We start from the raw sequence: 12,479 nt of genomic DNA, 5'->3' as shown, positions 1-12,479 counted from the left end.
GGCGGTTGAGCGACCGGGACGGAGCGGAACGATTCGGAAGAAAGACGAACTCAGGCGCCGGTCGACAACCGGGGCCAGGTCGATGATGCGGGGGAAATCTGGCGCTTCAGGAAAGAAGCAGATGGAAAGCGCGCAGCCGCAGACCCAGCCCGGAGAAACGGGCTAGTAGTCGTAGCGAGAAGAGGGGCTGGGCGGCTTGCATGGCCGGAATCAAATCACAGGGTGACGGGGGCTGTCAACGGGCCGGGCGCAAATGACGCCGAATTTGATCGCTCAGAATCAGTCCTGTCCGATAGGCGTCGCGCAGCCCCGTCGATATGCTTCATGGGTGCGGCGCCGGTGGAGCCCTGTTCACGTTCGGAGTGAGTGGGTCAATCCACTTCGCCGGTTGCCGCACCCCATTTCCATCGCGATCGGGTTTCGGCGCGGGCGTTCGGTGGTGGCCGGTGGGCGCGGCCATGACCGAGATGCTGATGTTGAAACGAACGCTGCCATATGCGAACGCCGAACGTCCGCGCCCAAGCCCGATTGCTGTCGCCTCCCCTGCCTCCCCGCCGGCGTTATCGCGCATCGTTCAGAAAAGCGATATGGGCGCCGATATAGTTTCCCGAATATCTGCAAATAGCGCCAATTAAACACGTTTCATTAAATCGATTAACCTCGGTTTTCGATTTACTGAACAATAGCCATTCCCCGGAGAATATTTTCTGATTTATTTTTCGGCATGCTCGATGCGTCGCATTTCAAACGGCAAACGTTTGCGCGACACAGCTCCAAGCCTTACCCATCATTCCTCAGGAGGAGAGCATGGCCGATTCTCAAACGTCTTCCAATCGCGCCGGCGAGTTTTCGATTCCGCCGAATACCGATTTCCGCGCGATTTTCTTCGCGAATGCCGCCGAGCAACAGCACATCAAGCTGTTCATCGGCGACAGCAAGGAACCCGCCGCGTATCACAAGCTGACGACGCGCGACGGCCCGCGTGAAGCGACGCTGAATTCCGGCAACGGCAAGATCCGCTTCGAAGTGTCGGTGAACGGCAAGCCGTCAGCCACCGACGCGCGCCTCGCGCCGATCAACGGCAAGAAATCGGACGGCTCGCCGTACACGGTCAACTTCGGGATCGTCGTGTCGGAAGACGGCCACGACAGCGACTACAACGACGGCATCGTCGTGCTCCAGTGGCCGATCGGCTGACCTGACGCACGGCCGACGACCGACCACCGCCGGCCGCCTCCGGGCCGGCCGGCGGTCGGGCACCGCATTCAGCGGCGCCTCGCGCCGCACTCCACAGAAACCCGTCCTACCAACGGAGACATCCATGCCCCTCCTTTCGGCTTCGATCATCAGTGCACCCGTGGCGACCTCGGAGACCTACGTCGACATCCCGGGCCTGTACATCGACATCGCCAAGGCAGAGATTCGAAACGGGAAACTGCAGGTCATCCTCAACGTGCCGACGCCGTACGCGACCGGCAACAACTTCCCCGGCATCTATTTCGCGATCGCGACCGACAAGGGCGTCGTCGCGGACGGCTGCTTCACCTATTCGTCGAAGGTGCCCGAAAGCACCGGGCGCATGCCGTTCACGCTCGTCGCGACGATCGACGTCGGCACCGGCGTCACGTTCGTGAAGGGCCAGTGGAAAAGCGTGCGCGGCAGCGCGATGCATATCGACTCGTACGCGAGCCTGTCCGCGATCGGGGAAACGGCGGCATCATCGTCGTCGCCCGCCGGCGGCGGCAGCGAAACCGGTACGGACAGCGGCAGCGGTGCCGGCAGCATCGGCGGCGGCGAGCGCGACGGCACGTTCAACCTGCCGCCGAACATCAAGTTCGGCGTCACCGCGCTCACCAACGCGGCGAACGACCAGACGATCGACATCTACGTCGACGACAACCCGAAACCGGCCGCCACGTTCAAGGGTGCCGGCGCGCAGGACCAGAACCTCGGCACCAAGGTGCTCGATTCCGGCAAGGGACGCGTGCGCGTGATCGTGATGGCGAACGGCAAGCCGTCGCGGCTCGGCTCGCGGCAGGTCGATATCTTCAAGAAGTCGTATTTCGGGATCGTCGGCTCGGAAGACGGCGCCGACGACGACTACAACGACGGCATCGTGTTCCTGAACTGGCCGCTGGGCTGAGTCGCACCGCCCTGCCCGCCGTCGCCACGCCGCCCGGCGTGGCGATCCGCTCCAGTGCGTCAGCCGGCGCACGCCCCGCCCACGCCGCAAGAACGATCAAATGCCCCCGGCGCCGATACCATATAGTCCGCCCGACACACTCATTGGCACGCCATGAATCAGGTAGGACAAGCACTCTGGTTTATCGAAACCACGCTAGACACGGAACTGACGCTCGACAGGATCTCCGCCAGTTGCGACATGTCGCGCTTCGGCTTCTCGCGCCTGTTCTCGATGAACACCGGCTGGCCGGTGATGCGCTATGTCCGGTCGAGGCGGCTCACGCGCGCGGCACGTGCGTTGGCGCAAGGCGCGCCGGACATCCTGCACGTGGCGCTCGATGCCGGCTATGGCTCCCATGAGGCGTTCACGCGCGCCTTCCGCGATCTCTTCGGCGTCACGCCCGAGGACGTGCGGGCACGGCGCACCCTCGACGGATTGTCTCTCGTGGAGCCGCTGCGCATGAAAGAACTGAAGATCATCGACGTGAGGCCGTCGCGCTTCGAAACCGCCGGCAAACGGTTGATCGCGGGCATGAGCGACCGTTATACGTTTGACACCAACGAAGGGATTCCGGCGCTCTGGCAAGCGTTCATCCCATACATCGGTACCCTTCCCGGCCAGGTCGGCGACGTGACGTACGGCGTGTGCTGCAACCCCGATGCGGACGGCAGCTTCGAATACATCGCGGGCGTGGAAGTCACGAGCCGCGACCGGCTGCCCGCGCCGTTTCGCTGGGTCGAACTGGCGCCACAGCGGTACGCGGTGTTCGAACACGCCGGGCATGTCTCGACGTTGCACCAGACCTTCTACAGCATCTGGAACGGCTGGCTGCCGACGTCGGGATTCAAGGCCGTGGACGCACCCGAGTTCGAGCGCTACAGCGACGACTACGATCCGGTGACGGGCGCCGGCGTGCTGGAAATCTGGTTGCCGGTCGAACCGGTGGCGTTAACGTGAACGAACGTGACAAACAATCGGACCACGCTGATTCTGCAGCCGATGTGTTCGACTACGAAGTGCCCACACGATGAACCGGACGGGCTGCAGTTTCTCGAGGTGCGGGATTCACAGTCAGGATCGTGGCCGCGTATGCGGTCTCCCGACGAAGTTCGTTTGCGAAATCAGCGCCTGACGCCAGCGTGTTCACGCGAACGAAATGACGAGCTTCTTGCCGCACGCTGCGGCGTACTTGCGCAGCGTCGCAAACGACGGCGAGTGCTTCTCGCTCGAAAACGAAGCTTCGAGCCTCGATACGGCCGACGTCGTGGTGCCCATTCGTTCGGCAACCTGAGCCTGAGTCAGGCCCGCATCCTTGCGCGCGTCGAGCAACGCACGAAGCGCGGTGAACTCCTCTTCCAGTGCATCGTATTCCGCCTTGATGGCCGGATCGGTGAGCAGACGTGCGGTGTCTTCGGCAGAGTGTCGAACCGGTGCATACCGCTCCTCGCTTGTATGTGCGGGGCGAGCCTTAGCCATTGTTACGTACCTCCTTCATTCGCCTGCGGGCGATTTGCAACTCGTCGTTGGGTGTTTCCTGCGTCTTCTTGACGAAGGAATGCAGGACAACGAGTTCATATCCCACCCGGATGCAATAGCACACACGCCCGATGCCTTCACGGCCTCGCGGGCGCAATTCAAACAATCCTTCCCCCATCGCGCGCGAATACGGCATCGGCAGATCCGCACCGTGTTCTTCCATCGCCTCGATCAGTCGGAGGTAGCCAGCCAGAATACCCTTGGGCAAAGCGAACACCTCACGCTTTACCCGTTCGTCGTAGTACAGGATCGTCCACTTCTTCATCGCGATATTAGCAAATTTGCTAACTCCCATCAAACCTGTCGAGTCCTTCCGGTCGGCGCGCTCCGGGCACGTGACCATCCGCATGTATTGCGACTCCTGCGACAAAGCGACATGCCCGCTGCCGGCCACGCGCCCCGATCAGGTACCTCTCGTCAGGCCAGGTGAACCGGGTATCCGGCTTCCGTTTGTCAATTCGCCTTCTACATGCTTCCTTCAGACTCTAAGGCGACGTCTTTGCGATTCGTCAGTTAACCAAACGATCTAATTCCCACATTGCAAGTCCGCGGGGTCAACCATCGTGCGACGGGGAAAGCGTCGACATCGCGACCGACCGCAGCCAGTCGGCAGACGCGAGCTGCGTGCGCGCATCGAGCGCCACCTGGTTGAACGCCACGCGCCGCTCGCCCTTCAGCTTCGCCGCGTCGCCCGCCTGTACCAGCGCGACCGGGTCGACGAGACGGTCATGCCTGCGCACCTCGAAATGCAGATGCGGCCCTGTGGCCGTCCCCGTGCTGCCGACCGCGCCGACACGCTGGCCGCGCGCGACCCGCATGCCGGTTCGCAGCGTCGGCTCGAACGCCGACAGGTGCGCGTAGTACGACGCATAACCGCCGTCATGGCGAATCACCACGTACTTGCCATAGCCGCGCGGCTCGGTGCCGATGAACGTCACGACCCCACGTTCCGACGCATGAACCGCGCGCCCGGCCGGTGCCGCGAGATCGACGCCGGAATGCACATGACGCGCGCCGGTCACCGGATGCACGCGCGCCCCGAAATGCGAGCTGATCCGCGTTGCGTTGACCGGCATCGCAAACCGCGAACCGGCGAGCGGCACGCCGTCGAAGTCGTAATAGTCCCCCGACGCGCCGTCAGCGGGCGCAAACCACACGCCCGCGACGTACTGGCCGCGAAAGCGAAGCTCGAGCGCCGTCACGCGCGTGCCGCCCGGCTGCATCGCGCTGTCGTCGGGTTCGTACGCGACGCGGAAGGTGTCGCCGAGTGCGCCGTGCTGTTTCAGGTCGATGCGCCCGGCGAGCATGCGGATGACGTGCTCGGCAACGCCGGCCGGCAGATCGGCGCGCGCCAGCGACGCCCGAAGGCTGCCGACGATCGCGCCGCCACGCGCGCCGCGCTCGGCCTCTTCGAGCACGAACGGTTCAGCGGCGGTGAGATCGACGGGACGCCGTTCGTACGCGGCCTGTTCACCCATCGCTGGCAACGCCGATGCAAGACCGTAATCGAACCTCGACGCGTACGCGCGTTCGACCGCACCGCGCGCCGCATCGCACAGCACGCGGTAGGCCACACATGCACCGAAGCGCGCAACGGCGCCATCGCGTTCATGCACGCTCGGCACGGTCGACGCAGGCGACGCAGGCGACGCGTAGGCAACGTCGAGCGGTGCTGCCGACGATGCATGCAAGCCGCCCCACGTCGTTCGCGCGGCATCGAAAAAGGGCACGTCGACAAGGTCGGCCGTCACGGGCGAAAACGGCGCGGTGTCGTGGGACACATGCGCCGACGCACCCGGTGCACCCGCCACACAGGCGGCCGCGACGACACCGCGCAGCAGCGCGCGGCGCATCGGGAAACCGCAAGCGCCGCGGAGCGCGGATAGACCTTGTTCGCGTGCGAGACGGAAACGCAGGTCTAACCGCATGACGTCGTCACTCGCTGTCTGTCAATGAAAAATCGGGAAAGAACCGGGTATCGCGGAGGAACGATCGTCGCGACCCGGCAACGTGAAGACGAGTGTATCGGCGCGATCGAAGCAGCTGAATAGGACAAGTCTCAGTTACTGGAAAAGTCGCTTCGTACTAGATCGAAATCGCGATGTCGTGCACCGACGGCACGGCTGTGCGGCATTTGACCCCACCCACGCGAGCGAACCATCGTGCCGCAGGTACAGTCGAACGCTGCCGGCGCGTGAGCGCGAGCGTCCCCGACCACGGCACGTTCGCGTCGCATCGCACACGGCTTCCTCAACCCGGAATCCCTTCATGTTTCTCGACCAACTACACCCGGAACGCTGGACGTTCCTGTGGAACGCACTGTCCACCCTCTCCATCAAGCTATGTGCCGGCCTGGCGCTGCTCGTCGTCGGCTGGTGGCTGTCGAAACGCATCGGCAACTGGCTGAACCGCCTGCTCTCGAACAAGGAGCGCGTCGACGACACGCTGCGGCCGATCCTCTGCGACGTGGCCGTGTGGGGCATCCGCATCGTCGCGATCGTCGGTGCGCTGTCGCAGCTCGGCATCGAAACCGCGAGCATCGTCGCGGTGCTCGGCGCCGCAGGCCTCGCGATCGGCCTCGCGCTGCAAGGCACGATGCAGAACATCGCGGCCGGCATCATGCTCCTGCTGCTGCGGCCGTTCAAGGTCGGCGACTATATCGACGGCGGCACGGGCGTCGCGGGCACCGTCGACGAGGTCGGGCTCTTCATGACGCGGCTGACGAAACCGGACGGCATCTGCGAGTACGTGCCGAACAGCGCGCTGTGGGGCAGCTCGATTCGCAACTACACGCGCAATCCGACGCGCCGCCTCGATCTCGAAGTGGAAGTATCGGTACACGACGACATCGACCGTGCGCTCGATGCGCTGCGCAAGCTGGCGCTCGCCGATCCCGACGTGCTCCGCGAGCCGGAACCGGACGTGATGGTGATGCGCTTCGACGACAGCACGGCGGTCGCGAACATGCGCGTGTGGACGCACACCGACAAGTTCTGGGCGATGCGCTGGCGCCTCGCGCGCCAGGTGCGCAAGGCGCTTGCCGATGCGGATTGCGTGCTGCCGATCCGCGCACGCGAGCTGCACATCGTGCACGACGCGGAGCGCCGCGGCGACAGCACGCGAGTGCGCGCGCTGTAAACGGCGAAGGCCGCGAAGCCTGTTCCGCTTCGCGGCCCCCGCGACATCAGACGCGACATCAACGCAACATCACCGCCGCGTCACATCTTCACGATATCGAGCAGCGCCTTCTTGCCGCTCTTGTAAGTGAACACCGAGATCGCGCCGTGCTTCAGGTCGCCCTGCGGCGTGAAGCTCGTTTCGCCGATCACGCCGCGATAGTCGGTGGCCGGCATCGCGGCCAGCACCTTCGCCGGATCGGTCGAGTTCGCGCGTTTCATCGCGTCGACGATGATGTGGACAGCGTCGTACGAGAACGGCGCATACACCTGCATCGGCTGGTGGTAACGCGCTTCGTAGCGCTTCGCGAACGCCGCGCCGCCCGGCATCTTCTCGAGCGCGATGCCGGCTTCGGAGCACACGACGTTGTCGGAGGCCGGGCCTGCGAGCTTCGGCAGGTCGGTCGAGCACACGCCGTCGCCGGCGAGGATCTTCGCCCGCATGCCGAGCTGGCGCGCCTGCTTCGCGAGCGGGCCGCCCGTCGCGTCCATGCCGCCGTACATGATCGCGTCCGGGTTCGCGCCCTTGATCTTCGTGAGGATCGCGCGGAAGTCGATCGCCTTGTCGTTGGTCGCGTCGCGCGACACGACCTTCATGCCGGCCGCCTTCGCGGCTTTCTCGAACTCGGTCGCGAGGCCCTGCCCGTACGCGGTCGAATCGTCGACCACGGCCACCGTCCTGATGCCCATGTTCTTCGCCGCATACATCGCGAGCGCGGGCCCCTGCTGCGCGTCGGTCGCGACGACGCGATAGGTCGTCTTGAAGCCCTGCTGCGTGTAGGTCGGGTTGGTCGCGGCCTGCGAGATCTGCACGACGCCGCCGTCGCGATAGACGCGCGACGCCGGAATCGACGTGCCCGAGTTGTGATGGCCGACGACCCCGATCACCTTGTCGTCGACGAGCCGCTGCGCGACCTGCGTCGCGGTGCGCGGATCGCCCGCGTCGTCCTGCGCGTCGAGCTGCAGCGTGACCTTCTTGCCGCCGATCGTCAGGCCCTTCGCGTTGATTTCCTCGACCGCGAGCCGCGCGCCGTTCTCGCTGTCCTTGCCGAGATGCGCGATCGCGCCGGTCAGCGGCGCGACGTGGCCGATGCGCACGATCTCGTCCGCGTGCGCGGGCCATGCGGCCAGCGCGCACGTCAATGCGGCCGCGGTGGCGAGTGCCGTCTTGTGATGCCGGTTCATGCCTGTCTCCTCCTTTGTCGCACTTCGTTCGTGTTCGGATTCGTCGTTCGTCGAAGGCCGCGCATGCGCTCACGCGCGCCCTTCGAATCCCAGCAGTACGTTCACCGCGTTGATGCCGATCTCGTCGACCATGTAGCCGCCTTCCATCACGAACAGCGTCGGCAGGTTCAGGCGCGCGAGCGCCGCGCCGATGCGCAGGTAGTCGGGCGAGCGCAGCCGGAAATGGCTGATCGGGTCGTGCTCGAAGGTATCGACGCCGAGCGAGACGACGAGCGCGTCGGGCGCATGCGCGGCGATCGCGGTTGCCGCCTGGTCGAGCGCCGCCGAATAGGTGTCCCACAGCGTGCCCTTCGGCAGCGGCAGGTTCAGGTTGAAGCCTTCGCCCGCGCCGATGCCGCGCTCCTCCGCGTAGCCGGAGAAGTATGGGTACGACACCGGCGCCTCGCCGTGGATCGATGCGAACAGCACGTCCGCACGGTCGTAGAAGATGTCCTGCGTGCCGTTGCCGTGGTGGAAATCGACGTCGAGCACCGCGACGCGCGCGGCGCCCTGCGCGATGCAGTGCTGCGCGGCGATCGCCGCGTTGTTCAGGTAGCAATAGCCGCCCATGTACTCGCGGCCCGCGTGATGGCCGGGCGGGCGGCACAGCGCGAACGCCGCGCGCGCCGCGCCGCTCGACAGCAGGTCGGCGCCGGTGAGCGCCGAGTTCGCGCTCGCGCTCACGGCATCCCACGTGCCCGCGTTGATCGGCGCGCCGGCGTCCATCGCGTAGAAGCCGAGCTTGCCGTCGATGAACGCGGGCGGCGTCGCGGCGGCCGGCATCGCGCGCACCGGCCACACGAGCGGCAGCGCCTGGCAGGTGCGGCCCGTCGCGGCCCACTCGCCCCACGCGCCGGCGAGGAAATCGACGTAGTGCGCGCTGTGCGCGGCCGCGTAGTGCGCGCGGTCGAACGGTTTCGGCGCGATGACGTCGCCAAGTCGTGCGGCACGCACCTGCGCGAGCACCGTCTCTGCGCGAAGGGGGTTTTCGAACGAATCGGTGATCGCGCCGTCCTTCAGTTCGACGCCGCGATGCAATTGGTGATCGCTGCTGTAGACCGTGAGCATGGTTGACTGTTGCGGTGAGGGTGGCAACAGTTTATTGACCGCAGGCGGCAATAACTTTGCTTTCGACGCGCGCCTTTCGTACAATTTTGAGAAAACCGCCTACGGAATCCCGCAAATGAGCAAAATTCGCGCTTCGGTCGAACTAGATGGCGTGGACCGCGCCATGCTGCGCCTGCTGCAGGACGACGGCGCGCTGTCGAACGCGACGCTCGGCGAGAAGCTGTCGCTGAGCGTCACGCCCTGCTGGCGCCGCCGCAAGCGGCTCGAGGACGAAGGCGTCATCACCGGCTACCAGGCGAATCTCGACCGGCGCGCGCTCGGCATGAACGTGTTCGCGTTCGTGCAGGTGACGTTCAACATGCATTCCGACGAGGATTCCGATCACTTCGAGGAGGTGATGCGACGGCACGACGAAGTGACGTCGTGCCACAAGATCACCGGCGCGGCCGACTACATCCTGCAGGTCGTCGCGGCCGATCTCGATGCGTACGCCGAATTCGTCGAGCGCGTGCTGCGCAAGCAGGCCGGGGTTTCGTCGATCCAGTCGAGCCTCGCGTTGCGCGAAGTGAAGTTCTCGTCGCGCGTGCCGGTGCCGGGCGCCTGAACGACGCGGCGAACGCAGGGGCCGTCAGCCGATTCTCCGAATACTCATCCCATGGAGCACCACCCATGAAGCGTTTCGTCCCTTCCCTGTCGCTGGCCGCCACGCTGGCCTGCGCGTTCGCACTGAGCGCCTGTGCCGCACCATCCACGCCGCCGGCCCAATCGTCGGTGCCGCCCGCCCCGCCGATGGTCGGCAGCGATCGCGACGCGCACGGCTGCATCGGCTCGGCCGGCTATTCGTGGTGCGAAACGACGCAACGATGCGAGCGCCCGTGGGAACTCGCGAAGCAGAAGGGCTTCGCGAATTCGGCGCAAGCGTACGACCAGTTCTGCCGGAACGGTGCCGCCAAGTAAAGTGACGTGACGTCGCGCGATCGTGTCGCGGCACGCTGCCGCGACACGACGAGACACGAGCAAGACGCTCCTGAAAACCCCTCGCGATCCCGCGCAGTTATCCACATGTTTCCCGGTTCCGCCGACCGTCATTCCGGAAACCCGGACACGCAAAAAACCCCACAAAAACAACGGTATTTTTCGTTTGTGACACAGCAAACGAGTTCGGTTACATTACGCGCCCCTTGCCACCCCGCCCCCCCGCAAAACGCGTCGCGCGCGGCCTCTTTCCACGCAGCCTGAAGCGCCTTCCGCCGAGGCTTGCCGCAAGGGCCCGGGCGCGTCGTGCGCCACTGTGACGCAGGCGCTTGCCTGCCCGCGGGAAGCCGATCCGAAGGTGTCCTTCCCGACGGTTTCGCGTGCGCAAATGCAACGCGGCGCGGCGTCGATCCGGAATTCCGGATTCGCGATCCGGATCTCCGGATCCGCGTTTCACCGCGGTCGACACGTGCGCCGGGCGGCTTGGCAAACCGATGCATCCAAGTTGAAAAAGGGATCTGCTGTGATCAAAACGTTACGGGTAATACTGTCGGCGCTCGCGCTGTGCGTCGCCGCGTCGTCCGCGCACGCCGCCGATACGAAGAAGGTCGACGTCCTGCTGGTGGGCGGCGGCATCATGAGCTCGACGCTCGGCGTCTGGCTGCACGAGCTCCAACCTGACTGGTCGATGACAATGGTCGAGCGCCTCGACGGCGTCGCGCTGGAAAGCTCGAACGGCTGGAACAACGCCGGCACCGGCCACTCGGCGCTCGCCGAACTCAACTACACGCCGGAGAAGGCGGACGGCAAGGTCGACATCTCGAAGGCCATCGAGATCAACGAGTCGTTCCAGATCTCGCGCCAGTTCTGGGCGTGGCAGGTCAAGCAGGGCGTGCTGAAGAACCCGCACTCGTTCATCAACTCGACGCCGCACATGAGCTTCGTGTGGGGCGACGACAACGTGCGCTTCCTGAAGAAGCGCTACGAGGCGCTGCAAGCCAGCCCGCTGTTCCGCGGCATGCAGTATTCGGAAGACTACGACCAGATCAAGCAGTGGGTGCCGCTGATGATGGAAGGCCGCGACCGCAACCAGAAGGTCGCGGCGACGTGGACGCCGATCGGCACCGACGTGAACTTCGGCGAGATCACGCGCCAGTTCGTCGGCTACCTGAAGACGCAGCCGAACTTCACGCTGTCGCTGTCGAGCGAAGTGCGCGAGATCACGCGCAATGCCGACGGCACGTGGCACGTGACGTGGGTCAAGCTGCACTCGGATGAACCGGCGCAGTCGGTCGACGCGAAGTTCGTGTTCATCGGCGCCGGCGGCGGTGCGCTGCACCTGCTGCAGGCGTCGGGCATCCCCGAGGCGAAGGACTACGGCGCGTTCCCGGTCGGCGGCTCGTTCCTCGTGACGGACAACCCCGAGGTCGTGAAGCAGCATCTCGCGAAGGCGTACGGCAAGGCGTCGGTCGGCTCGCCGCCGATGTCGGTGCCGCACCTCGACACGCGGATCATCGACGGCAAGAAGATCATTCTGTTCGGGCCGTTCGCGACGTTCTCGACCAAGTTCCTGAAGAACGGTTCGTACTTCGACCTGCTCAAGAGCACCAACACGCACAACGTCGCGCCGATGATGCGCGTGGGCGTCGACGAATTCCCGCTGGTCCAGTACCTCGCCGGCCAGCTGATGCTGTCGGACGACGACCGCTTCAACGCGCTGAAGGAATACTTCCCGAACGCGAAGAAGGAAGACTGGCGCCTGTGGCAGGCCGGCCAGCGCGTGCAGATCATCAAGCGCGACCCGGTGAAGGGTGGCGTGCTGAAGCTCGGCACCGAGATCGTCAGCTCGCAGGACGGCAGCATCGCGGGCCTGCTCGGCGCGTCGCCGGGCGCATCGACGGCCGCGCCGATCATGCTGAACCTGATGAAGAAGGTGTTCAAGGACAAGGTCGCGACGCCCGAGTGGCAGCAGAAGATCCGCCAGATCGTGCCGAGCTACGGCACGAAGCTGAACGACAGCCCGGCGAAGGTCGTCGAGGAATGGACCTACACGAGCGACGTGCTGCAACTGGCGCCGCCGCCGAAGATCGACATGGCGACGCCGTCGCAGGCGACGGGCACGGCCCCGGCACGCCCCGCGAAGGCGTCGGCCGACATGGCGCTGTAACGCGTCCGGCCCCGATTCGCCGCACCGCACGGCCACCCTCCGGGGTGGCCGTTTTGCATGGCGGATGCGGATGCCGTGGCGTGCTTCGTCCTGCGGAGGCTTCGCCGGCTGCCATGCCGCCCGCCGCGCCGCTGCCGATCGTCCGCTG

At 65.3% G+C, this 12,479-nt stretch carries 12 protein-coding genes; 7 read left to right on the top strand and 5 right to left on the bottom strand.

What is annotated here, in order from left to right:
- The first annotated feature begins 807 nt into the window (after positions 1-807).
- From ABY44_RS05270 to ABY44_RS05260, 3 genes are all read left to right on the top strand, one after another.
- The gene (locus ABY44_RS05270) at positions 808-1,197 is read left to right on the top strand and encodes a fucose-binding lectin II (RefSeq protein ID WP_027790003.1); all 390 of its coding nucleotides are present in this window, start codon (positions 808-810) and stop codon (positions 1,195-1,197) included.
- A 124-nt stretch (positions 1,198-1,321) separates the two neighbouring features.
- Entirely contained in the window at positions 1,322-2,143 is an 822-nt protein-coding gene (locus tag ABY44_RS05265) for a fucose-binding lectin II (RefSeq protein ID WP_060174172.1), read from the top strand.
- 153 nt (positions 2,144-2,296) lie between these two features.
- A complete protein-coding gene (locus ABY44_RS05260) occupies positions 2,297-3,142 on the top strand; it encodes an AraC family transcriptional regulator (RefSeq protein WP_431640932.1) in 846 nt (281 codons plus the stop codon).
- Between the two features lie 186 nt (positions 3,143-3,328).
- On the opposite strand, the gene ABY44_RS05255 is transcribed toward ABY44_RS05260, so the two are convergent.
- The 3 genes from ABY44_RS05255 to ABY44_RS05245 all read right to left on the bottom strand — a co-directional run bounded on the left by ABY44_RS05255 (position 3,329) and on the right by ABY44_RS05245 (position 5,649).
- The gene (locus ABY44_RS05255) at positions 3,329-3,661 is read right to left on the bottom strand and encodes a helix-turn-helix domain-containing protein (RefSeq protein ID WP_060174140.1); all 333 of its coding nucleotides are present in this window, start codon (positions 3,659-3,661) and stop codon (positions 3,329-3,331) included.
- Positions 3,654-3,986, bottom strand: coding sequence for a type II toxin-antitoxin system RelE/ParE family toxin (locus tag ABY44_RS05250; protein ID WP_060174141.1), 333 nt, complete (start codon positions 3,984-3,986; stop codon positions 3,654-3,656). The genes ABY44_RS05255 and ABY44_RS05250 overlap by 8 nt, the downstream gene beginning before the upstream one ends.
- Before the next feature lie 289 nt (positions 3,987-4,275).
- Positions 4,276-5,649 carry a M23 family metallopeptidase gene (locus ABY44_RS05245; protein ID WP_060174139.1) on the bottom strand — a complete coding sequence of 458 codons (1,374 nt, stop codon included), beginning with the start codon at positions 5,647-5,649 and terminating at the stop codon, positions 4,276-4,278.
- 340 nt (positions 5,650-5,989) lie between these two features.
- Between ABY44_RS05245 and ABY44_RS05240 the strand changes: the two genes are divergently transcribed.
- Entirely contained in the window at positions 5,990-6,859 is an 870-nt protein-coding gene (locus tag ABY44_RS05240; protein ID WP_059696193.1) for a mechanosensitive ion channel family protein, read from the top strand.
- A gap of 80 nt (positions 6,860-6,939) precedes the next feature.
- Here ABY44_RS05240 and ABY44_RS05235 read toward each other — a convergent pair whose 3' ends face one another.
- Both ABY44_RS05235 and ABY44_RS05230 read right to left on the bottom strand, forming a co-directional pair.
- A complete protein-coding gene (locus ABY44_RS05235) occupies positions 6,940-8,082 on the bottom strand; it encodes a branched-chain amino acid ABC transporter substrate-binding protein (RefSeq protein WP_060086045.1) in 1,143 nt (380 codons plus the stop codon).
- Between the two features lie 69 nt (positions 8,083-8,151).
- Positions 8,152-9,189 (bottom strand): histone deacetylase family protein, encoded by a 1,038-nt coding sequence (locus ABY44_RS05230; RefSeq protein ID WP_060174138.1) that lies wholly within the window; start codon positions 9,187-9,189, stop codon positions 8,152-8,154.
- Between the two features lie 115 nt (positions 9,190-9,304).
- Between ABY44_RS05230 and ABY44_RS05225 the strand changes: the two genes are divergently transcribed.
- The 3 genes from ABY44_RS05225 (at position 9,305) to mqo (ending at position 12,331) form a co-directional block, all read left to right on the top strand.
- Positions 9,305-9,793, top strand: a complete 489-nt coding sequence (locus ABY44_RS05225; protein WP_027790012.1) for an Lrp/AsnC family transcriptional regulator — start codon at positions 9,305-9,307, stop codon at positions 9,791-9,793.
- A 65-nt stretch (positions 9,794-9,858) separates the two neighbouring features.
- Complete coding sequence (locus tag ABY44_RS05220; RefSeq protein WP_060174137.1) at positions 9,859-10,146, top strand: hypothetical protein; 288 nt, start codon at positions 9,859-9,861, stop codon at positions 10,144-10,146.
- A 523-nt stretch (positions 10,147-10,669) separates the two neighbouring features.
- Positions 10,670-12,331, top strand: a complete 1,662-nt coding sequence (gene mqo / locus ABY44_RS05215) for a malate dehydrogenase (quinone) (protein ID WP_172535130.1) — start codon at positions 10,670-10,672, stop codon at positions 12,329-12,331.
- The last annotated feature ends 148 nt before the right edge of the window (positions 12,332-12,479 follow it).

The organism is Burkholderia sp. ZZQ-2 (genome assembly GCF_050768715.1).
Taxonomy (GTDB): domain Bacteria; phylum Pseudomonadota; class Gammaproteobacteria; order Burkholderiales; family Burkholderiaceae; genus Burkholderia; species Burkholderia cepacia.
The sequence above is the reverse complement of the archived record's forward strand: the minus strand, read 5'-3'. Positions and strand labels throughout refer to the sequence as shown.